General features: G+C 49.8%; 19 protein-coding genes. 5 read left to right on the top strand and 14 right to left on the bottom strand.

Features of this window, described 5'->3' with window-relative positions; genetic code table 11:
* Window positions 1-4: 4 nt before the first annotated feature.
* From H6995_00855 to H6995_00845, 3 genes are all read right to left on the bottom strand, one after another.
* Window positions 5-1,837 carry a nitric oxide reductase activation protein NorD gene (locus H6995_00855; GenBank protein MCP5213546.1) on the bottom strand — a complete coding sequence of 611 codons (1,833 nt, stop codon included), beginning with the start codon at window positions 1,835-1,837 and terminating at the stop codon, window positions 5-7.
* Window positions 1,838-1,972: 135 nt separating this feature from the next.
* On the bottom strand, window positions 1,973-3,391 hold the full coding sequence (locus H6995_00850) for a cbb3-type cytochrome c oxidase subunit I (protein MCP5213545.1): 1,419 nt from the start codon (window positions 3,389-3,391) through the stop codon (window positions 1,973-1,975).
* Window positions 3,392-3,560: 169 nt separating this feature from the next.
* Window positions 3,561-4,007: a cytochrome c gene (locus H6995_00845; protein ID MCP5213544.1), complete on the bottom strand. Its 447-nt coding sequence runs from the start codon at window positions 4,005-4,007 to the stop codon at window positions 3,561-3,563.
* Between the two features lie 297 nt (window positions 4,008-4,304).
* On the opposite strand from H6995_00845, the gene norR reads away from it, so the two are divergent.
* From norR to H6995_00830, 3 genes are read left to right on the top strand one after another with little or no spacing between them, the layout of a single operon-like run.
* A complete protein-coding gene (gene norR, locus H6995_00840) occupies window positions 4,305-5,870 on the top strand; it encodes a nitric oxide reductase transcriptional regulator NorR (protein ID MCP5213543.1) in 1,566 nt (521 codons plus the stop codon).
* A gap of 28 nt (window positions 5,871-5,898) precedes the next feature.
* Window positions 5,899-6,477 carry a hypothetical protein gene (locus H6995_00835; protein MCP5213542.1) on the top strand — a complete coding sequence of 193 codons (579 nt, stop codon included), beginning with the start codon at window positions 5,899-5,901 and terminating at the stop codon, window positions 6,475-6,477.
* Window positions 6,478-6,514: 37 nt separating this feature from the next.
* Window positions 6,515-7,537, top strand: a complete 1,023-nt coding sequence (locus H6995_00830) for a nitronate monooxygenase (GenBank protein ID MCP5213541.1) — start codon at window positions 6,515-6,517, stop codon at window positions 7,535-7,537.
* Window positions 7,538-7,764: 227 nt separating this feature from the next.
* Here H6995_00830 and djlA read toward each other — a convergent pair whose 3' ends face one another.
* From djlA to H6995_00805, 5 genes are all read right to left on the bottom strand, one after another.
* Window positions 7,765-8,574: a co-chaperone DjlA gene (gene djlA / locus H6995_00825; protein ID MCP5213540.1), complete on the bottom strand. Its 810-nt coding sequence runs from the start codon at window positions 8,572-8,574 to the stop codon at window positions 7,765-7,767.
* A 37-nt stretch (window positions 8,575-8,611) separates the two neighbouring features.
* Window positions 8,612-9,301 (bottom strand): nucleotidyltransferase family protein, encoded by a 690-nt coding sequence (locus H6995_00820; protein ID MCP5213539.1) that lies wholly within the window; start codon window positions 9,299-9,301, stop codon window positions 8,612-8,614.
* Complete coding sequence (locus H6995_00815; GenBank protein MCP5213538.1) at window positions 9,298-10,347, bottom strand: phosphotransferase; 1,050 nt, start codon at window positions 10,345-10,347, stop codon at window positions 9,298-9,300. The genes H6995_00820 and H6995_00815 overlap by 4 nt, the downstream gene beginning before the upstream one ends.
* Before the next feature lie 84 nt (window positions 10,348-10,431).
* Complete coding sequence (locus H6995_00810) at window positions 10,432-12,204, bottom strand: cation acetate symporter (GenBank protein ID MCP5213537.1); 1,773 nt, start codon at window positions 12,202-12,204, stop codon at window positions 10,432-10,434.
* Window positions 12,205-12,213: 9 nt separating this feature from the next.
* On the bottom strand, window positions 12,214-12,507 hold the full coding sequence (locus tag H6995_00805) for a DUF4212 domain-containing protein (GenBank protein MCP5213536.1): 294 nt from the start codon (window positions 12,505-12,507) through the stop codon (window positions 12,214-12,216).
* Window positions 12,508-12,945: 438 nt separating this feature from the next.
* Between H6995_00805 and H6995_00800 the strand changes: the two genes are divergently transcribed.
* Both H6995_00800 and H6995_00795 read left to right on the top strand, forming a co-directional pair.
* Window positions 12,946-15,723, top strand: coding sequence for a cation-transporting P-type ATPase (locus H6995_00800; protein ID MCP5213535.1), 2,778 nt, complete (start codon window positions 12,946-12,948; stop codon window positions 15,721-15,723).
* A gap of 138 nt (window positions 15,724-15,861) precedes the next feature.
* A complete protein-coding gene (locus H6995_00795; GenBank protein ID MCP5213534.1) occupies window positions 15,862-16,842 on the top strand; it encodes a universal stress protein in 981 nt (326 codons plus the stop codon).
* 189 nt (window positions 16,843-17,031) lie between these two features.
* Here H6995_00795 and H6995_00790 read toward each other — a convergent pair whose 3' ends face one another.
* From H6995_00790 to H6995_00765, 6 genes are read right to left on the bottom strand one after another with little or no spacing between them, the layout of a single operon-like run.
* On the bottom strand, window positions 17,032-18,714 hold the full coding sequence (locus H6995_00790) for a Na(+)/H(+) antiporter subunit D (protein ID MCP5213533.1): 1,683 nt from the start codon (window positions 18,712-18,714) through the stop codon (window positions 17,032-17,034).
* On the bottom strand, window positions 18,707-18,961 hold the full coding sequence (locus H6995_00785) for a hypothetical protein (protein ID MCP5213532.1): 255 nt from the start codon (window positions 18,959-18,961) through the stop codon (window positions 18,707-18,709). Before H6995_00785 ends, H6995_00790 begins: the two co-directional genes overlap by 8 nt.
* Window positions 18,951-20,426, bottom strand: coding sequence for a monovalent cation/H+ antiporter subunit D family protein (locus H6995_00780; protein MCP5213531.1), 1,476 nt, complete (start codon window positions 20,424-20,426; stop codon window positions 18,951-18,953). The genes H6995_00785 and H6995_00780 overlap by 11 nt, the downstream gene beginning before the upstream one ends.
* Entirely contained in the window at window positions 20,423-21,910 is a 1,488-nt protein-coding gene (locus tag H6995_00775) for a monovalent cation/H+ antiporter subunit D family protein (protein ID MCP5213530.1), read from the bottom strand. Before H6995_00775 ends, H6995_00780 begins: the two co-directional genes overlap by 4 nt.
* Complete coding sequence (locus tag H6995_00770) at window positions 21,907-22,266, bottom strand: cation:proton antiporter subunit C (protein ID MCP5213529.1); 360 nt, start codon at window positions 22,264-22,266, stop codon at window positions 21,907-21,909. Before H6995_00770 ends, H6995_00775 begins: the two co-directional genes overlap by 4 nt.
* Complete coding sequence (locus H6995_00765) at window positions 22,266-23,255, bottom strand: DUF4040 domain-containing protein (protein MCP5213528.1); 990 nt, start codon at window positions 23,253-23,255, stop codon at window positions 22,266-22,268. The genes H6995_00770 and H6995_00765 overlap by 1 nt, the downstream gene beginning before the upstream one ends.
* Window positions 23,256-23,257 lie beyond the last annotated feature (2 nt).

Below are 23,257 nucleotides of genomic sequence, written 5' to 3'. Positions count from 1 at the left end.
GCGGTTAACTGATCGCACCGGTTAAATTTAAATAAAGTTTCGGTAATAATTGCGGCAATCGCTGCACATCACTCACCATGGCGTAGCCCTGTGCACCGAACAGATAGGGAAGATAGTCACCAGCCTTATCGTCCACCGTCACACAAAAGGGCAGTAGCCCTTGCTGTTTCGCTTCTAAAATTGCCTGACGAGTATCTTCAACGCCGTAGCGGCCTTCATAATGATCAATATCGTTAGGCTTGCCGTCGGACACGATAAGCAGCAAACGCTGTTGCGTTTTTTGAATTTTGAGGATAGCTGTGGATTGGCGGATCGCCGCTCCCATGCGGGTGTAAAAACCCGGCTTAATAGCGAGTATGCGGCCACGGGTTTGATCGCTATAGGCTTCGGCAAAATTCTTCAACAGATGATAACGCACCTGTTTATTTTTCACCGAGGAAAAACCATAGATGGCAAAGCGATCGCCCGAACCACTCAGGGCCTCGGCAAACAGCAGCAAGGTATCACGAATCACATCGATCACCCTTTGCTGTTCGGTCAGCGCAACATCAGTAGACATGGAAAGATCCGCCAACAGCAAGCAGGACAGTTCTCTGCCCACAGCAGCGCGTGATTTGAACAAATCCTGACCTTCGACTTTTTGTTCAGGTTGCGTTAGTGAATCGATATAAGCACTCAAATCTAATTCATCACCGACTGGCTGGCGCCATTGCCATTGTCGTTGCGGTCGCAACATCGAGAAGCGGTTACGCAGGCAGCGTGCGCTATTTTTTAAAGCGTTGGGTACCTGCGCCGGAACAGTCTGATCTGCAAGAAATGGTTGTAGTAGGCAATAGTTTTCGATTAATTTTGACTTGCGGTAATCCCATTCCGGCAACCGGATACCCTCACCCAAAGGCAATTCGTCGTTTTCCGCCGCAGGCAAATCCAAATCAAATTTTACTTTGGCCGCACCTGCGCGGCGTTGCCGTGCAAGGCTAATAACATCAATATCCTCAACTGCTTTGCTGCCGTCATCATCCGTGTCTTCGTCCTGACAACGATCAACCGCCACCTGCTCCGTCCAACTCAGCAGGCTGGCCAGTTGAAACACCATCAAACCATCGGTTTCGCGGCAATCATCAATTCGTGTTGCTGTTTTCCGCTCCGCCTGTTTTAAATCCTGTGGCCCAGCACTGTTGCTTTCGGACTTGTCATCCAAGACTTCGTCCGCCGCGATAGCTACCGCATGCAAAGGTTCCGGGTATAACCAAAGCGGCACCGGCAAAGGTTCGCGGGGCGCGCGCGGCAAATTAGCAACACTGCCCGGATTAAGTAAAGCGGATCTGATAGCCTGTTCACGCTCCAGTTCCGCCCCGTCAAAACGATACCATTGATCACGCAAATCGATAACTGACTCGACCAGCTGCGCATAGACCAGCTTTAAGCCGGGATAACGTTGCAGGATTTGCTGGCAGACTTGTTGATTATCCAAAAACCAATGTCGGATCACCGGCTGATGCGCTGCCATCGCGGTCAACCAGTAATAGAGCGTCTCGTTTAATTCCTGACTCGGAAAACAGGCGATACTTTTCGGTAAGCGCAGACTGCGCTCGTCCTGCCAGCTCAAAGGAAAACGCTTTTGCGTGCCCGCCAATTGATCACGCAAGCGGCGGCGCGTATTAATCCGCCGTGCCGGTGTCCCCTCGATGAGTTTGCCGGGAGCGCCCCCCATTGCACGATAATAGGGTGCCAGTTGATGCGCCACCTCGCTTAGCTTGACTTGTGCATCAAGATACTCCGATTGCGAATGACGCGTGACTAACCGATGCCAAAGCTGACCGACAAACTCTTCCATTAAACTCTTTAAGCCTCTTTAATACAGTAGGTTCAGCTTTCACCCGATAATGTGGGCAAAGCTGTACCTACAACTAATTTCTTAGCCTGTAGCAGGGGAACCTAAACCGTAAGCTGTTCACCATTCCCCAACCCACTAGGCCGCCGTCGCATCCGACAGCTGCGACTGGTCTTCAATAGCAGTGGCTTCACTACCGACAAAGAAGCTAGCCAAATAAGCGACGAGACCAACCAGGAAGACCAGCCCAAAAATTTCTCTTACCCAGAATATTGGTGCGATCCTGTCCTGCGTCGCCATAAAGTTGAGGGCTTCGCCCGATTCCGGCAAACGCTGTATCGCCACCTGCCAAGCTCCCGCAACGGTCAATGCCAAAGTAATACCGATCATACTGATACACATAGTCCAAAAGGCAAAGGTTTCCAGGCGTTGCGCGGATAACGGATTACCGTGCGGCCTGCCGCGTAAGATCGGCATCGCGTAGGAAATAATGGTCAGCACGATCATCGCGTAGGCACCAAAGAAGGCTAAGTGCCCGTGGGCCGCAGTGAGCTGTGAACCGTGCGTAAAGTAGTTGACCGGCGCCAGCGTGTGAATAAAACCCCAAACGCCTGCACCCAGAAAGCCCATAACCGTAGTGCCAAGTGCCCACTTAACGGCTACTTTGTTGTGATGCTCGAATTTGCGCTCGCCAACCATTTTGAAGGCAAACATCACCATCATAAAGAATGGGACGGGCTCAAGAGCAGAGAAGATTGAACCGAGCCACAGCCAATACACACCAGGGCCAATCCAGAAATAGTGATGCCCCATCCCAATCAGACCAGAAATTAACGCCAACGCGATAATCACATAGAGCCATTTCTCAACGACCTCACGGTCAACACCGGTCACTTTAATCACCACAAAAGCCAGAATCGCGCCAAGAATCAATTCCCATACGCCCTCAACCCACAAATGCACAACCCACCACCAGAAATACTTGTCCAGCACCAGGTTGTCGGGATTATAGAAGGAGAATAGGAAAAACACTGCCAGACCGATCAAGCCGGTAATAAGCACCATATTGATCACGGTTTTGCGGCCTTTAAGAATTGTCATGCCGATGTTAAACACATAGGACAGGCAGACCAGCACAATACCAATCTTGGTAATGGTGGGCTGTTCCAGAAACTCACGGCCCATAGTCGGTAACAGGTGGTTATAGGTCAACTCTGCCAATTTGGCATATGGCACCAGCAGGTACCCTAGCACCGTTGCCACACCTGCCGCCGCAAAGACCCAAAAGGTAACCCGCGCCAACCAAGGGCTATAAAGTTCAGTATCACTTTCTTCGGGAACCAGATAGTAAGAAGCTCCCATAAAGCCAAATAACAGCCAGACCAGCAACAGGTTGGTATGCACCATACGGGCAACATTAAAGGGAATATAGCTGGTTAAAAAATCGCCATTTACGTACTGCAAACCCATGATTAACCCAAATAGGATTTGCCCCACAAAGAGCGTTAGCGCAAAGATAAAATAAGGTTTTGCGACCTTTTGTGATTCAAATTTCATTGTTACGTCTCTCTCAATTTGAAGGTTTTCGCTTAGCTGCGATGGAGCGCAAAGCAGGCTGATTTAGTCAAAAATACGGGGATTCTTGCAGCATTCAACGAGCATTTCCAACCAATACCGGCACTACTGCACGCCCCATCGCAGCTAAGCGAAAGTTTAATGTTGACCGCTAACCTTCAATATTTGGCGGCCAATTATTGTCATCAATCCTTGATGTCCAGATCAGAAATTCGGACAGGTCTTGCACCTGCTCCGAGCTGAGATGGAACTGCGGCATCTTACGTCGCCCTTCAATTTGCAACGGCTGTGCTGCCATCCAGCCTTCCATAAAACCCAAGAAAGCCTGCTCGTTACCGCCACCTCGGCGATCAAACACATTAGCCAGTTCTGGTGCATAATAGGCGCCTTCTCCCATTAGGCTATGGCAGCCGATGCAGTTATTGTTTTCCCAAAGCTCCTTACCACGAGCGACCGCTTCGGTAATATTTTCCCGGTGATCTCTTTGTGGTAATTTAAGCATCGTATCAAAGGTTAAACCCAACAACAGGAGGAATGTAAAAACGCCACCCCCGTAGTAAATATTTCTCGCCATGCCTTTGGTAAAGCGGTCGGCCATGGAATTCTCCTTACTTCACAGAATCAATATTTGATGGTTATTTTGTGAGAACTGGTCGGTTTTGCGACACTCTGTTCTTATTTGGTGCTGGAAAGACTAAAAATTGCAGAAATTGCGGCTTCATACTGTTATCCTTTAGCCCGGTTAGGGCAAAAATTGAAATATATTAATTGTATGCAACCCTTATACAAATTTTGTGCCAGATTTTTATCTTACTGATATATATAAATTTAATTTAAATAGTTGTCTTTTTGATAACAGCCAACCGTTATCTTTATGACACGATAGGTTATCTTTATGACAACTTATTTGTTTTCGCAAAACCTTATTTCCATTGTGGCTGATCTGTCCCGGGATATTCCCGACGAAATACGCTATAAACGCCTGCTCGACGCTATGCAAAGCATCTTCCCCTGCGATGCTGCCGCGCTGCTGGAACTGGATGGCAATACGCTATTGCCGTTAGCTATTGAGGGTTTGGCCGACGACACAATGGGCCGGCGCTTTGCGGTCGATCAGCACCCCAGGTTGGCACGGCTACTACACTCACGAGAACCAGTACGTTTCGCTGCTGACTCAAACCTGCCCGACCCCTATGACGGCTTGGTGGAAACTGAAGATCATCATTTGCATGTACATGATTGCATGGGTGTTTCCCTCTACATAGACGACGAACCCTGGGGCGTCCTAACCTTAGACGCAATGAAAACCGGTACTTTTGACGAAATCGACCCCATCGAACTGCGCACCTTTATAGGCCTGACCGAAGCGACGGTTAAAGCCGCTCAACGAATTGGCGCACTGGAAGCCAGGGTTATTCAAGAACGGCAATTGGCGGTTGCACTGATCGAAGGTGATAGTCGGGTAGAAATGATTGGCAACAGCACCGCATTGAACCGGCTTAAGGACGAAATTTCCATCGTCTCACAATCGGACCTCACCGTACTCATTCAGGGTGAAACCGGCGTTGGCAAGGAGCTAGTAGCACGGCAAATCCATACCCTCTCCGCACGCGCCGACAAACCTCTCGTCTATGTGAACTGCGCGGCATTACCCGAAAGCATTGCCGAGAGCGAACTCTTTGGTCATATTAAAGGCTCCTTTACTGGCGCAACTTCTGACCGCCTCGGCAAGTTTGAAGTTGCCAATAGCGGGACGCTGTTTCTGGACGAAATCGGCGAACTCCCCCTGACGATTCAAGCCAAAATGTTGCGGGCGATTCAGAGCGGAGAAATTCAACGCGTGGGCAGTGATCAGCATATAAAGGTCGATGTGCGCATTCTGGCAGCGACCAACCGCGATCTTCATCTGGAGGTTTCAAAAGGTCGATTTCGCGCGGACCTCTATCATCGATTATCCGTATATCCGGTGAAGGTTCCCCGACTTGAGGAACGCGATAATGACTCCTTGTTGCTCTCTGGCTATTTTCTGGAAAAAAACCAGAAGCGATTCGGCGTACAGGGCTTGCGTCTGTCACTGGAGGCTAAACAGCTTATTAAACAATATGCCTGGCCCGGTAATGTTCGGGAATTAGAGCACGTATTAAGCCGCGCTGCTCTCAAGGCCATCAATGAGCAAGGGCGCGAGACGCGCTCCATTTTGATCACTCAAAAACACCTCGACCTAAGTCCGGACGAATCGACTGCTGGTGGAGTACCAAAACCCATTCAGCGGCCTATAAATCAGGAGCAGATTTCATTGAAGGACGCCACTGAACAATTCCAAAAAGAAATCATCACAGAGAGATTAGAAAAGAATCATGGCAATATTGCCGCTGCCGCGAGAGAATTAGGCATTAACCGTAGCAATTTATACCGGCTGCTAAAACGGCTAGATCTTTTAAGCAACGCAGCTTCAAGTTAACTGTTAAATACGCAACAAGAGAATCGATATGACTAATACCATAGCTCGTAATTTCAGCATTGGACTCATCCTCAGTTTGGCTTTGGCCATTAGCGGGTGTGTCACCACTGGTAGCAACCCCCCTGAGCAGAAACGCCGCGCCGTACTTGAAATGAAAGAAGGCGTACTCCAAGACCTTTATGCCATCAAACCCAGCGTCAAAGCTCAAATTGCCGCCGCGCCCGGTTATGCCGTGTTCAGCAACGCTAATATCAGCGTTATTTTTGCCAGCTTCAGCGGTGGCTACGGCGTAGTCAAAAACAACCATACAGGCAAACACACCTACATGAATATGGGCGAGGTCGGCGTTGGTTTAGGCGCAGGCGTTAAAGATTTTCGTGTGGTCTTCGTTTTCCACAAGGAAGATAGCATGCAGCGGTTTGTTGAGCAGGGCTGGGCTTTTGGTGGCCAGGCTGATGCCGCCGCAAAAGCGGGCGACAAGGGTGCCGCTGTCGGCGGTGAAGCAATGTTTGATAATGTCACAGTTTACCAGTTAACCGAAAGTGGTTTAGCACTGCAGGCAACTTTGAAAGGCACTAAGTATTGGAAAGATGCCGAGTTAAACTAAGGTCTTGCAACAATACCCCACATAAGTAGAAACCCACATGCCACCACAGATAATAACAGCCCTAACCCGAGAATATCAGGTTGAACACCCTATTGCCCTAGCACCCATGGCATTTGTCGGTTCGACACCCGCGCTTGCGATAGCCGTTTGCAATGCTGGTGGAATTGGATCCTTGGCAGCAGGAATACTTCCTGTGAATGTCCTATTTAACACCATTCAGGCCATCAAGGATCAAACAGACCGACCATTCAACGTTAACTTTGTTTCGCTCTTCGTACAACCAGAACAGATACAGCTCTGCATTGAGCAGGCTGTGCCGATTGTCTCCTTTCACTGGGGCGCGCCCGAGCCTGTTTACATTCAGCAGCTAAAAGATGCTGGGATAAAAGTGTGGATGCAGGTTGGCTCAGTAGCTGCAGCTCAGGAAGCCGCTGCCTTAGGAGCTGATTTCATTATCGCACAAGGCAACGAAGCCGGTGGTCATAATTACGATGGCTTACCGCTCTTCATCCTGTTACCCGAAATTGTCGCCGCCGTGGCTCCTATTCCGGTATTGGCCGCAGGCGGAATATCCAAGGGAAATCAAATCGCGGCTGCGCTCGCACTGGGAGCGGCAGGAGTTTCGATTGGCACCCGTTTTATTGCATCGCCAGAAGCCAACGCCCATAAAGAATATAAGAGACAACTGCTTGAAGCCAATAGCCTGGACACCTGCCTAACCTCGATATACGGCCCTGACATGCCCGAGTTTAACCCCATGCGGGTACTAAATACTGGCCTAGTAAAAGCCTATGCCGGCCGTGAAGATGACGCAGCGCAAGACCTTGACACCGAACCTGTCATCGCCACCATGCAAACGCCAGTCGGTGAAATCCCCCTGCGGCGTTTTACCAGCTACCCACCAACTCCAGACACTGAAGGAGATATTAGCGATCTTCCGCTTCTCGCCGGACAAGGGGTTGGCTTAGTTAAGGAAATCAAACCTGTCGCTGAAATAATGGTGGAACTTATGCAGGACAGCATCAACTCGCTGAATGGCATACAATACGCGCACGAATAGTTTGCTCTAAACCAGAACCCAAAGCCGGGAATTTCCAGGCAAGGAGAGTCTCGTGTTACAAGAGGATAAACTCAAGTACCTAAAAATAGCTCTTATTGTGTTCGGCATTATTTTCATCTTTGGCGTCCCTCTCATGATGATGTGTATCTGGCCTTCCGGCTGGAGCTGGCTTCCCCGGCAACACACCTATTTAATAAAATATTGATCACAATAAATCAGGTTGCTTGCTAAGCCCGAGCCTCTTTAATCAATTCATAAGCTGCTGAAATTTCCTGTGTTTTTTCCTTCGCCAGCTTCATCATTTCCTCTGGCAAACCTTTCGCTACGAGTTTATCCGGATGGTGCTGGCTCATCAGGCGACGATAGGCTTTTTTGACTTCGGCTTCCGTACTATCGGGTTCAACTCCCAGCACACGGTATGCTTCCTGCAATTTATCCTGTGTCGAATATTGTCGCTGTGGACCGCCACCATATTGTTGATAGTCACCGCTGGCAAAGGCTCTTTCCGCGCGAATACGCTGATGAATCGCTTCGAAGCGGAATAGCGAAATACCAAGGATATTACGCGCTAATTGCAGCAGCTCAAGCTCTTGTTGATTCAATTCACCGTCGGCATAACCCGCTTGGATTTGAATCTCTAAAAACATTTGGATGAGGGTGGCATGACGGCCCACCTTGCTGCGAAAGTTTTTCAGCTCATCGGCGATATCGTCGTTCGCATCCTTGCCGTGGTTAAACAGCTCAATCGCCTGGCGTCGCATTTCCGCCGACAGGTTCATGCGCCCCATCACGTATTCGGCCCATTTGATTTCGGTTTGAGATACCCGACCGTCGGCTTTGGCCATTCGCCCCATCATTAAAAATGTCATGCGAAAAAAGGCTTTTTGTGTTTCCGCTTGCGAGGATGAGCCAGCCCCTGAAAAGTGTTGAGCTAAACCTTTATCGAACAAATGTCCGACATAGATACCAATCACCGCGCCCCAAAAACCCAGCCATGAGAAGCCAAACAAGCCACCGAGCAATTTTCCAAATATCATTCGCTTGGATACCCCGCGCAAAAAATGATTATCGCTTTCATAATCGCTCCAGGTATTGGTTCGTCATTTGGAGACGTTCGGGAGTACCGATATCAAACCATGCCCCGTGATAATGTTCTGCGCTAACCTGGCCTTGCGCTATTGCCTGTCTAAGCAGTGGCGCTAACGGAAAAGCACCGGACTGGCAGGACTCAAACAACAGCGGATTTAGCAGACTGATACCAGCAAAGGTAAGGGTTACAGCTTCGGGAACGCTGTCAGACTTTAGCAATCCTGTCTCTGCGCTTGCCGACTTAACCAGGTTAAAATCACCACTGGGGTTATGCGCTGGGTTATCCACCAAAACCAAGTACGCGCTAGCACACTTTTTGCCTAATAGCGTTGCTAGCGGATAGTCCGTCCAGATATCCGCATTAACCACTAAAAATGTCTCTACACCAAGTAACGGCAAAGCGTTAAAAATACCGCCTCCGGTTTCCAGCGCAGCGGCTTCAGGGGAGTATTGAATTTTTGCACCAAAGCGCGACCCATCCCCCAAAAAAGTTTCTATTTGCTCACCCCGATAGGCGTGATTAATCACCAACTCACTAACGCCTGCTGCGACCAAATTTTCGACATGGTATTGCAGCAAGGGTTTGCCGCCGACCAATAATAAAGGTTTGGGTACTGTATCTGTGAGCGGGCGCATACGTTCGCCACGACCCGCTGCCAAGATAAGGGCTTTCATGCTTGTCGATCCTGACGGATTGCTAAATCAGTACAGCTTGCCATTGCTGGCACAATCTTATCGTCCAGCCATTGGTTAAATTCTGCAAACTGTGGATAAGCAGCGCACACGACTTTCAGATAATCAAAGGTTCTTGGAATATCCTTAAGATAGCCAGCCTTACCATCTCGCAGATAGAGGCGCGAGAAAATCCCCACACATTTGATATGGCGTTGGAGGCCCATCCAGTCGAACCAGCCTTTAAATTGAGCATACTCCACGCTCTCAATCAGCTTGGCGCTTTTAGCCAGCGCCATATACTGCTTGATCCATTTTTCTTCCTGCGGTGCCGGCCAACTGATATAGCAATCTCGAATCAAGGACACCAGATCATAGCTCACGGGGCCAAGCACGGCATCCTGAAAATCGAGCACACCAACACCACCGTCTTGAAGCAGCATTAAATTACGCGAGTGGTAATCACGATGTACGCAAACCTGTGGCTGTTCCAGTGCGCTAGAAACCAACGCATCAAATACGCCAGTCAACAATTTTCGTTCCTCACGCTCTAACCGCAAGCCTAATAATTTAGAGAAAAACCACTCCGGACACAGCTCCATTTCTGTCGTTAAACGTGCTTCGTTATAGTGAGGAAGTTCATACCCTTTGATGTGACAGCAAGGTTGAATGTGGACGAGTGTTTGCAACGCCTGTTGATAAAGGGCATCAGCGGACTGCGCTGTTAATCTATCCAGATAGAGCACATCACCCATATCCGATAACAGCATAAAACCTTGCCCAAGATCCGCCGCATAGATTTCCGGCACGGGCACCCCTGCGGCAAACCAAGAATTCGCAATGGCGACAAAAGGCGCACTGTTTTCTTTTTCGGGCGGTGCATCCATGGTGATAAAACTACGCCCATTAGTCGTTGCTCGAAAATAGCGGCGAAAACTGGCGTCACCGGAAACGGGCGTTAACGGCAAAATAGCATCAGATTGCACCAAGGCTTTTTCTTTCAGCTGGGCCGTCACCCAGCTGGCGAGCTGTTGTTGCCTTTGATCCAATCGTGCTTCCTCTCGGGGCCAGTAAAAACGAAAGCGACTATTATCGCAATTGTCGTCAACACTACAAGCACTATCTCGCCGCGGTTAATGCTGATGGGCCACCCCAGCGCCACTTGGAATCCGGATATCATCAACCATCTCTTTGACCGCATCAGGGGGTTCCGCTGTCACTCTGGCAATCGCCAGAGCAACCATAAAATTCAATAGCATACCCAACGAGCCAATCCCTTCCGGCGATATTCCCAATAACCAATGGCCCGCATTATTGGCGGCCAGATTAATAAATTTGAAATAGAGAATATAGGCAAAGGTAAAACTTAACCCGGATAACATGCCCGCTATCGCGCCCTCCTTGTTCATGCGCCGCACAAAAATGCCCATGAATATCGCTGGAAACAGCGAGGCTGCGGCGAGACCAAAGGCGAAGGCGACAACCTCAGCGACAAAGCCGGGCGGATGAATCCCCAAATAACCGGCGACGCAGATCGCTACGGCTGCAGCAATGCGCGCATAAGCCAGTTCCTGCTTATCGGTGATATTGGGCTTAAAGGTTTTTTTCAACAGATCATGTGAAATGGAAGCCGAAACCACCAACAATAACCCCGCCGCCGTGGACAGCGCCGCTGCCAAGCTACCCGCCGCCACCAAGGCAATCACCCAGCCGGGCAACTGCGCGATTTCGGGATTGGCCAATACCATGATGTCACGATCCACATAGACCTCATTAGCGGAGTCGTCCACTGCGTTGGTCATTAAACGCTGCCCCTGCTCGCCCCGTTCTGCCATAAATTCCGGCGCGCCCTGAAAAGCTTTACCTACGCTGTACTGAATCTTGCCGTCCTGGTTTTTGTCACGCCAGCCGATCAGCCCAATATCTTCCCAGGTTTTCACCCAGCTCGGCGCTTTTTCATATTCAGTGTCATGCACCGTGTTGATAAAGTTAATACGTGCAAAGGCGCCAACAGCCGGGGCGGTAGTGTAAAGCAGTGCGATAAATACTAACGCATATCCCGCTGACAGACGGGCATCAGACACCTTGGGCACGGTAAAAAAACGTACGATAACATGTGGCAAACCCGCTGTACCGACCATCAGCGCCAGGGTGATCGCAAAAACATCTATAGTGCTTTTTTTGCCCTCAGTGTAGGGGTTGAAGCCCAATTCCACCAACGTCCCATCCAGCTTTTGCAACACCGACAAGCCAGAACCATCCAACACCTCTGCGCCTAAGCCCAATTGAGGGATGGGATTACCGGTTATCAAGATCGAAATAAAAATGGCAGGCACCATGTAAGCAAAAATCAACACACAATACTGTGCAACCTGGGTGTAGGTAATGCCCTTCATTCCGCCCAGAACGGCGTAGAAAAAAACCACTGCCATACCGACTAACACCCCGGTATTGATCTCTACCTCTAGAAAACGGGAGAACACGACACCCACGCCACGCATCTGCCCCGCCACATAGGTAAATGAAATAAATATCAAGCACAGCACCGCCACCACTCGCGCCGCCTTAGAATAATATCTTTCGCCGATGAAATCCGGCACGGTAAATTGGCCAAATTTGCGCAGATAGGGTGCAAGCAGTAGTGCCAACAGCACATAACCGCCAGTCCAGCCCATCAAATAAACCGATGCATCATAGCCTGCGAAAGCAATAATACCCGCCATAGAGATAAAGGAGGCAGCACTCATCCAGTCCGCTGCCGTCGCCATGCCATTGGCAATCGGATGCACGCCACCACCCGCCACATAGAAATCCTTGGTCGAACCGGCCTGCGACCAAATCGCGATGCCGATATACAGTGCAAAGGATAGACCAACGAAGAGATAGGTTAAGCTAGTGGTATCCATGTGCATCCCCTATTCGTCGTCATCTACGCCGTACTGGCGTTCGATTTTTTTCATCCGCACAACATAGAAAAATATCAACCCGACAAATACGTAGATCGAGCCCTGCTGGGCCCACCAGAAACCAAAAGGATATCCAAACAGGGAGATGCGATTGAGCTGCTCCACCAATAAAATCCCAAAGCCAAAAGACACCATAAACCATACCAGCAGTAACTTAACCAATAGTGAGATGTTGGCGCGCCAATAATTATCGACCAACCGCTGATCCAGCACCTGCTCATCATGCTTGCTGTGCTCGGGCATATTACCGCCCTGGTGATGATAAACCTCGCCGTTCTTTGCAGATAAACCGTTCAGGGTTTCTTTTTGATCATGCTGTTCTGTCATTAGACTATTTCCTCTGGTCATTTTTATTCTCGTCAGTATGCAGGTGACGTTGAGACGCACCAGTTCGGGTTATGACGGCTTCTTATAATTACGCAAACGATAGTCTCTTATTTTGAATTTCACAAATGCCAACACTGTGCGCAAAATTTACGCCCATAAATTTCTCATACTTCGTAGTCAACCCTTTGATCTAAAATTTCTAATCTTTTTTAAAATTTTCACAGAATCACTACTCACTTTGTACTTACCATCAGCTCTTCGTTAAAGATCACCCCAGCCCTTGACAACATACACCACCAACCTGGAAAGTAGTTAACCAATCGGCAACTTCCATCGCTAAACCAGAGATATTGAATGGATACTTTACGGATCAAACACTGGCATCATTTACCGCGCGAACAGATCGCAACACTATTAGATTCAGATGCCACGAAAGGGCTGAATACCGCAGAAATCGAACGAAGAAAAATCCGTTTTGGCACCAATCGGCTTACACTAAAAAAAGACAAAAGCCCGCTATTTTTATTCCTGCTGCAATTTCATCAACCATTAATTTACATATTACTTGTCGCCTCTGCGCTAACTTTCTTTCTGCAAGAATGGGTTGATAGCAGTGTTATTTTTGGCGTGATCCTGGTAAACGCAGTCATCGGCTTTATTCAGGAGTCGAAGGCGCGCAAAGCCATCCGTGCGTTGGCGCAAGCAATGGAAGGTACCGCTTTAGTAATCCGTGCCGGGAAGAAAGAAAAAGTTTCCGCCACAGAGTTAACTCCTGGTGATCTGGTGCTGCTACAATCCGGCGACAAAGTGCCTGCCGATCTAAGATTATTGCGCACCAGAGAACTACAGATCGACGAGTCCGCATTAACTGGTGAATCTGTTCCGGCGCCAAAACAACCGGAGTCTCTCGCTCAGGAAACCCTGCTTGCTGATCGTAGCAATATTGCATACTCGTCCACCCTGGTCACCTACGGCACGGGCGCGGGCCTCGTTGTTGCCACAGGTGACGACACCGAAATAGGGCGTATTAACGCTCTAATCGCCGGGGCCGACACTTTAGCCACCCCTCTGACCAAGAAAATATCCCATTTCAGCGGTATATTGCTCTGGGTTATTCTGGTGCTGGCAGGCCTCACTTTATTAGCAGGTTGGCTGCACGGCGAACCGTTGCTGGATACCTTTATGGCCGCCGTTGCGTTGGCTGTTGGCGCTATCCCCGAAGGACTACCAGCGGCAATGACTATCATGCTTGCCATAGGTGTCAGCAAAATGGCCAAGCGTCATGCCATTATTCGCCGCATGCCCGCAGTAGAAACCCTCGGCAGCACTACCGTGATCTGCTCCGATAAAACCGGCACCTTGACGCAAAATCAGATGACAGTGCAGGAGGTCTACGCAAGCGACGTTGGTTATCAGATTTCCGGCCTCGGGTATGCGCCACTCGGGGAAATTTTTCTGGATGATCAAGCTATTGATACGCAGTCACAACCCGCGCTTGTCGAGTGCCTCAAAGCAGGCTTACTATGTAACGATTCGCGTTTAATTAGCCGTGCCGAGCAATGGAGTATCGAAGGCGATCCCACCGAAGTTGCCCTGCTCACCGCTGCTAACAAAGCGGGGCTTAGCCGCGAACAGCTTGAACAGACGTTGCCGCGCATTGATACCCTACCGTTCGAATCCGAACATCAGTACATGGCAACACTGCACAGTTCTAAACCCACAGCAATCATCTATATGAAAGGCTCAGTGGAACGCGTGTTGGCCCGTTGTAGTAATGCCTACGACGGACACGGCGAAAGCACCACACTTAACGCCACCGATATCCATCAACAAGCAGAAAAAATGGGCGCTAAAGGCCTGCGAGTATTGGCATTTGCACGCAAGCTAGTCGCCACCTCCGTTGTCTCAGTCGGTCATGCCGATGTAACAGAAGGCCTTACCTTTCTAGGTTTGCAGGGCATGATGGATCCACCGCGACAGGAAGCGATTAGCGCAGTTAAAGCCTGTCAGAATGCGGGCATCCAGGTAAAAATGATTACCGGCGACCACCTCAGTACCGCCACCGCCATCGCCGGTCAGATGGGGCTCACTGGCGCTGTCAGTAACGATCCAAGCAGCTTTGCCATGAGTGGTCATACGCTAACACAGCTTTCCGACCATGAACTCATTGAGGTTGCACAGCGCACTGTCGTATTTGCGCGTGTCGCTCCGGAACAAAAATTACGGTTAGTTGAGGCATTACAAGCTAAAGGTCATGTGGTCGCGATGACTGGCGATGGCGTCAATGATGCACCCGCACTCAAACAGGCCAATATTGGTATCGCCATGGGTGCGGGCGGGACCGAAGTCGCAAAAGAGGCTTCAGATATGGTGCTCACGGACGACAACTTCTCCACCATCGAAGCCGCCGTTGAAGAAGGCCGGGCAGTTTTTGATAATCTGGTTAAGTTTATTACCTGGACCTTGCCCACTAACATTGGTGAAGGTTTGGTCATATTAGTTGCCGTGTTTACTGGTATCACACTGCCCATAACTCCGGTACAAATTTTATGGATCAATATGACCACCGCCGTTCTGCTGGGCCTGACACTGGCATTCGAAGTCAAAGAACCCGGTCTTATGGAGCGTCCGCCAAGACGCCCGGAAACCCCAGTTATTACAGCTGAGCTTGGTTTTCGAATCGGCTTGGTCAGCTTAATGCTGTTAATCGGCGCTTTCGGTTTATTTGAGTGGGCTTTAATACAAGAAAAGAGCATAGAAGCTGCGCGCACCCTCGCCGTCAATATGTTCGTTTTTGGTGAGCTTTTCTACCTGTTCAATTGTCGCTCGTTGCGCTACTCCATGTTTAGGCTGGGTATCTTTTCCAACCACTGGTTAATTCTCGGGGTTATCGGCATGACGGCACTGCAGCTGTTCTTCACCTACAGCCCAGCGATGAATCGAATATTTGGTAGCACCCCCATAGGTCTAACCGAATGGCTTTGTGTATTGGTGGGAGGAATGACAATATATAGCCTAGTTGGAGTAGAAAAATGGCTCCGTAATAAATGGTCGTCTAATAATCAGCCATACTCTCACCGAGCACCTCCCACCCACCGGGTAAGACAAGGTAGAGTAAAGGACGTGAAATAGCAGCCGATTCTTCCAGATCGTGTAATAGGTTTTTGAAGCTTCCCAGGAAAATTTAGCTGCTGCATTTGCTCAAAACTGACAAGAATTTCTAGCGCTGGCGGTCGTGCGATAGTCCGCCTCTCAAAGGAGCGTATTATAATGAACCGATTTAAGGCAATTTTATGCGTAATGCAACAAGGAAAGGACTGCGAACTCACGTTTAAGCGCTCCGTCTCGCTGGCGGAAACCAACCAAGCCAGCCTGAAGGTAATCACCGTTAGCGCAACCATGGCAGATATGAGTGGAACACCGTTGGGCAGCTCAATTTCAGCAGATATACAGACGGCCATCAAGGATACGCAAGAACAGTGGCTGCAAACCCTTATCACGCCCTACCAAAATCGATTAACCATTCAAGCCAAAGCATTAATTGGCACCCCCTTCCTGGAAATTATCCGCGAGGTGTTACGCCATGGTCACGACCTCGTCATTAAGAGCGTCGAAAATCAAGACTGGCTCGACCGGATATTTGGCAGCGATGATATGCACTTGATGCGCAAGTGCCCTTGCCCAGTTTGGTTAATTAAGCCGCAGGCGCCGGATTCTTACCAACGCATTCTAGCGGCAGTCGATGTCGATGATGCCTATCCCGCCAAAGAGCTTGCGGCACGCCATCAACAGAGCATCCAAATACTTGAAATGGCAACTTCTCTGGCTCTATCAGATTCAGCCGAACTACATGTAGCCCACGCCTGGGAAGCCATCGGCGAACAATCCCTGCGTAATGCCCTCGCCCATACGCCAGAAGACAAAATTGCCGCCTATGTGGCGCAGGTAAAACAACATCGCAAAGAGGGTTTAGCTAAACTGCTAAACGAGGTAACCAAAAATCTCGGCAAAGATGCGCTGGACTATTTAAAGCCACAAAAACATTTGGTCAAAGGTTGGGCGCGCAAGGAAATTCCGTTGCTCGCGAAACGCATCAAAGCTGACTTAGTCGTTATGGGTACTGTCGCGCGCACCGGTATTCCAGGATTTTTGATGGGCAATACGGCGGAAACCATACTCAATCAAATTGATTGCTCCGTTTTAGCGATTAAGCCACCAGGATTTGTGACGCCAGTTACAGTGAGGAGTTGAACGTGAACTCTGTCTATCGCAATGGCGTTATTACTTCTGTTAGGTCTACGCGCAGCAAGCTTGGCTAGCAGCACCTCCCTGGTAAATCTATACACACGATTACGCTAAAAACATGTTCAAATCACTAAATATTGAAAGCAAGATTTGCGTCGTTCCTTAGATGGATATCCACATAGATCCGCTATATTTTTAGATGTAATAGATCAGCACGTAGACACTCAGCAATAACGCAATCCAAATTGCAGCAACACCTATCGGCCAAGGTCTTGCAAATATTCCATTCATACCTAAGCACTGTTTAAGCCAACCATGTAACATTCCAAGCAGACAATCCATACTGCGCTGGAGAATTTTTCCACTGCGTGCGAACGTTTCAAACAGGCTACCCCCTAGTCGAATGAAGCACACCCGCCAAAACCAATCAAAATCCAGCGTAATCGTTAGCGTGCGTTTCATCGCTGGCAATAAAAGGAAAAAGGCAAGTCCTGAGAACAAGAGTAACTGTAAATAAAAGACCACTTTACCGGGTACATAAGCATCATATTCCAATGGATAGGGTAAAAGCGCATGCAGCGGCTGCGGGTAGACGCCAATAAAAATGCAAAGGATCGCGAACAACATCATTGCCAACGCCATGTTCCAGGGTGCGTCTTTGGGCCGGAGACCCGAATCTTTCTGGAAATATACGAACCATGGAAATTTTATGCCCGCGTGCAAGAAAACCCCGGCGGATGCGGCTGCCAACAGAAAATAGATCAGCGCAAAGCCTTCGACGATAGCTGCTTCTGAGATCAGCGTCTTTGTGGTAAATCCAGAGGTCAATGGAAAGCTAGAGATGGATAACGCGCCAACAATACCGCAGGCACAAGACAAGGGCATGGTGCGAAAAAGGCCACCAAGATCAGTGCACTTTCGCTTACCCGTTCGGTAAAGCACAACTCCTGCGCTCATGAACAACAGCGCCTTGTAAACGATATGAGCCACAGCATGGGCAGCAGCGCCATTAAGCGCAAGCTCGGTGCCGATACCAATGGCACACACCATGAACCCAACTTGATTTACAATCGAATAAGCAAGAATACGCCGCGCGTCATTTTCCAGTAGCGCATAGATAATCCCATAGAAAATCATGTAGATTCCAACGCCGATTAATATCGGGTCACCGGGAAAAAGCAAAATTAGCGCTAATACCGCCGTCTTGGTGGTAAACGCAGATAAGAACACCGCCCCCGAGGGAGTTGCCTCCGGATAGGCGTCCGCAAGCCATGCCGAAACTGGAGGCGCCGCCGCATTGACCAGCAAACCAATTAAAATCAGCCAGGTGGAAAAGTCCTCGGCCTGGAGGGCTCGAATGTCGATGGAACCCGTTTGAATGGCTACTCCTGCGATACCTGCCATCAGGATAACACCGCCCAGGACATGCATAATGGCATAACGCATGCCTGCCCGAGATGACGAAAGCGTGCCACCGCACCAGACGATAACTGTGGAGAAAATGGCCATCATTTCCCAGAACAGGAACAGCGTTATGAGATCACCGGCAAACGCCACCCCGATTGCCCCGGCAGCATAGGCGTACGCCGCGCTCAGCTCAAGGCGACTGGCCTGGCGGAACGCATAAATTCCGCCCACAAACGCCATCGTCGAAAATATGAGGGCAAACAACCTTCGTACCGCATTACCCTCGATTGGCTCGATCTGATAGTTGATGAAACTCATGGACAATGTAACGCCTTCTGGAACTTGCCACACAGCCCAGATAGTGATCAGTGGCGCCAGCAGTACGATCGCATCACGAAGGTAACCACGGGTAAGGCCGACCAACCCTGCCCCAACCAATAATATGATAGCCGGTGGCAATATCTCAATCATCGTAGTAGTACTCCCGACGTTTCAAGAGCCAGCCGAGGACTTTAGAGATTAATACCATTGCAAGACAGGCGAGGAATCCAAAGGCAGCACCGAAACCAAACCAACCATCAACGCCAAAATAGCCCTTAATAGGGATCACCTGTTGGAGCAAAACCGTTAGAGCCAGCACAATACCAAATACAATCCATAACCACCGGATCGTGCGCGGGCGTACCAACCAGTGATTAGGTTTGTCCTTAGTCGCCATATGCGGCCCCAACTAGTTGTAAAGCGAGATCGAGTACCGATTGATTCATAATAAAAAACAGCAGCGTGAGGACCGACGTCACTGTCAGCGCAATCACAATCGCGCGCGGAGCTTCACCGTGATCGGTAGAGGTAGTGACATCAACCTCTCGTAACCAAGCCGCAAACACAATGGGTAGAAAATACATCGCGTTAAGCAGTGTGCTCGCAAGAATTGTGAAGATTACCACATAATTAGTGGACTGAAAGGCGCCGGTCAAGATGAACCATTTGGATACAAAACCGGCGGTAGGTGGCATGCCGATCATGCTTAAGGCACCGATCGTAAACGCTGTCATAGTCCATGGCATGCGTCGACCGATACCGCGAAGCTGATCGACTTCTGTCAATTTTGCCGCCGTGTAGAGGCTTCCTGCGGCAAAAAATAGAGTGATCTTGCCAAGCGCATGCGTCACCATGTGAACCACGGCACCGACTTCAGCTAATGGTTTGAGGATTGCCGCTGCCATAACAATATAAGCAAGTTGCGCGATCGTTGAATAGGCCAACAACCGTTTGAGATTTTTCTGGCGTAATGCCACCACGCTTGCCGCCAGAACGGTGAATGCAGCGGCGTAGAGCAGCCAGTCAGCACTCGGCTCAGCGAATAAAAAGTCGATACCAAAAATGTACACAACGACTTTCATTATCGTAAATACACCCGCTTTCACCACCGCAACCGCATGCAGCAAAGCACTCACGGGGGTGGGGGCCACCATCGCCGCCGGTAACCAGCGATGTACGGGCATTAGCGCCGCCTTACCCACACCAAATACGTACAGTGCCAGCAATAAACCAACGGCTGGCCCCGCGAGCTTGCCCTCCAGTATTCCACCTGACGTAAACTCCAGTGTCCCCGTGACCCAGTAGGTCCAAATAATGGCTGGTAGCAGTAGCCCAATCGACGTGCCTAATAAAACGCCAAGATAAACCCGTGCGGAAACAACTGCCTTTCGATTACCTTTGTGTGCAACGAGAGGATAAGTAGAGAGCGTCAACACTTCGTAAAAGATAAAAAGAGTCAATAAATTAGCGGCAAAGGCAATGCCCATCGCCGCCGATAGCGCTACAGCAAACAACACGTAAAAACGGGTTTGATGCTGTTCGTTGTTGGCGCGCATATAGCCGAAGGAATAGAGCGAGTTTACGATCCACAACAATGACGCTAGCGAAGCAAACAATATACCGATCGGTTCCACCCGAAATTCGATCGCCAACCCAGGCATCAGGTCGGCTATGAGCACCGATGGGCGATCCCCGGCGGCTACGTCCGGCAGCAGGGTCCAAACTAATACTGCCAAAACGACGGAAGTCACGAGGGTGACCGCTTCTCGACCGTTGGCGTGACGTTGTCCGAGTAGTGCGATACCTATCGCGCCGAGTAATGGCCAAAAGATGGCGCAAAGAATGTGCAATTCGATAGTCATGGTAAATGTTGCAACAATGCCGACGCGGCTTCACTGGAAAGCGTCATCGGCAATGAAGGGTTGACCCCAAACACGACATTTGCGAGCGCTGAGACCCAGAGCACCAGTAGCATCCACACAGGTGCTTCGCTAAATTTCTCGTGAGCCGGTGCATCCCCAAAATAAGCCACCTCGACAACGCGCCAGATGTAAACAACTGCCATCAGCGAACTCACCAGTATGGTGCCAACCAGCAAAAAGCCTAAGCCCCCTTCCTCCAGAGCAGCTGTGATCAACAGCCACTTACTAATAAAACCCGCCGTACCCGGCACCCCAATTAAACTCAATCCAGCCAGCACAAAAGCGGCCATAGTCCAGGGCATCTGCCTACCAGCGCCAGCAAGGTTCTCAAGTCGCAATCGCGAAAAACGCATGGCGAACGCCGCTACCGCTAAGAACAATGTTCCTTTCGCCAGCGCGTGGTTGAACATATGCAGTATCCCGGCTGTCAAGCCCGATACGCTAACCAAGCTGGCACCGAGCAGAATATATCCCACTTGGGCAATTGATGAGTATGCAAGCATTCGCTTCAAGTTCCTCTCAAACAGCGCAACACCCGATGCCACCAAGATCGCTATTACAGCCAGAGGCATGAGGAAAAGAGCAAACTGCACGTCGTGCGCCAACAAATTTTGTTGAAACACCAGAAAATCGAAACGTAAAAGAACATATAACGCGACTTTTGTTGAGCAGGCGGCAAGAAAGGCAGTAACCATGTGCGGAGCGTAGGTGTAACTCATCGGTAACCACAGGTGCAACGGAAATACTGCAGCTTTGAGCGCCAATCCGAGAGTAATGAAGCCCGCAGCCACCAGAATAGGCCTCAGTTCACCTACCTCATGAATGCGTGCCTCCATATCCGCGAGGTTAAGTGTGCCCGTCATCATGTAGATCAAGCCAACACCGATCAGGTAGAAAGTCGCGCCAATGGTACCCATGATTAGGTAATTGAACACCGCGGGCAAGGCTCGCCGGTTGGGGCCCGCCGCAATCAGCACATAACTTGCGAGAGAGGCGATCTCCATAAACACAAAAATGTTGAATGCATCACCCGCGACCACTATGCCCGTGAGTCCCGCAAGAGCCAGCAGCCATGCCGCGTAAAACAAGGATTGGCGTTCCTGGTCAATTTCCGAATTGATGCTGTGTCTAGCAGCCAACAGAGTGAGCGACGACGACGCTGTCACGATCAACAACAGTAACGCGCTAAATGCAGTAACCTGTAATTCTATGCCGTAGGGTGCAGGCCAAGATCCTAACAGGTAGCTAATACTGCCGCGGTCAAGAACCGATTGAGTGAGGCCAACCGCGATGGCAAATGCAAAGAGGCTTGAGGCTGTTGCTGCAGCCCACGGTAACCCACGCACACGCAAGAGAATTACCAGCGGCGCAGTCAGCATGGGCACCACAACTTGCAACACGGGTAGATGAGGGATGAGGGTCATGAGTCATGATCCAGGTTTTGGATCTCGTGCTCTTCAATTGTGCCGTAAGATTCTTTAATGCGTACTATAATCGCCAGACCTAGTGCTGTAGTAGAAATGCCGACAACGATCGCAGTGAGAATGAGCACCTGCGGTAACGGATTGGAGAAAACCTGATCGATCACGCCTTTTTGGATGATTGGTGCGGTGCCACCGTCCACCTTATCCATCGTGATGTATAGCAGAAAGACTGCAGACTGAAAAATCGATAGGCCAATGAGCTTCTTAATAAGGTTGCCCTTGGCGATAACCGCATAATAGCCAATCATCAAAATGATGGCGAATACCCAGTAATTATAGAGGCCAAACAACTCCATTAGCGATATTCACGAGCGGCAAACGCATAAAAAATTAGTAACAGCGCACCGCACACCGTCATGCCCACACCTACTTCGATCAGCAAAATACCCAGCTGCTGCCCTGAAACCGAGTTTTTGAGGAGCACAGAATAGTCAAGAAAATTCCCTCCAAACGCAATTCCGGCGATACCCATAGCGCCATAGAGCATTGTTCCCCCGACGAGCAACCCCAGGAGGGCTGACCTTGGAACAGCAGACATAGCCTGAGTTTCTCCTTCTAGGAGCGCGTACAGAATAATACCTGCGGCAATAATTGCGCCGGCTTGAAAACCGCCCCCGGGCCCATATTCACCGTGAAACTGTACATAGAGTCCAAACAATACGATGAAGGGTATGAGGAGGCGCCCAACTACGCGCGGAATAAGGTGATGGCGCAAACCCTGAGTCTTGCGAGGAGGACTGCTCGTGGAAACCGATGAATGCTCACCAGACCTAGCGCCCAAGATAAACAGTACACCGATACAGGCCGTAAAAACCACAAACACCTCTCCCAAAGTGTCATAACCACGAAAGCTTGCGAGTACAGCCGTAACGACGTTGGGAATATCAATTAACTCAGGCGTTTTCTCCAAATACCACGGCGCTACGTGTTGGTGAACTGGCGCATCGGGATCGCCAAGTCTCGGTTTATCAAACGTTGCATAAATCAAGACTAGGGTCGTCAAGACAACAACACTGATCGAAACCCACCGTCCGGCCGGAACTGCTTGCTCGTGCTCGGCAGTCAAAGCCAGTGCGCCAAGAAACAACACTGTGGTGATCCCTGCGCCAACAGCAGCTTCCGTTAACGCCACATCTGCCGCGTCTAGGATAAAGAAGTTAGCGGCCATTAGCAGGCTAAAAATGCCGCTTAGCATGACCGCAACGAATAGATTCTTCGTGCGCACGATCGCAACTGCGGTGAGAACCAGCAACGTCAAAAGAAACACAGCAAAAAAAATGACCACGA

The sequence above is a fragment of the Pseudomonadales bacterium genome, from assembly GCA_024234615.1.
GTDB lineage: Bacteria > Pseudomonadota > Gammaproteobacteria > Pseudomonadales > IMCC2047 > JAJFKB01.
The sequence above is the reverse complement of the archived record's forward strand: the minus strand, read 5'-3'. Positions and strand labels throughout refer to the sequence as shown.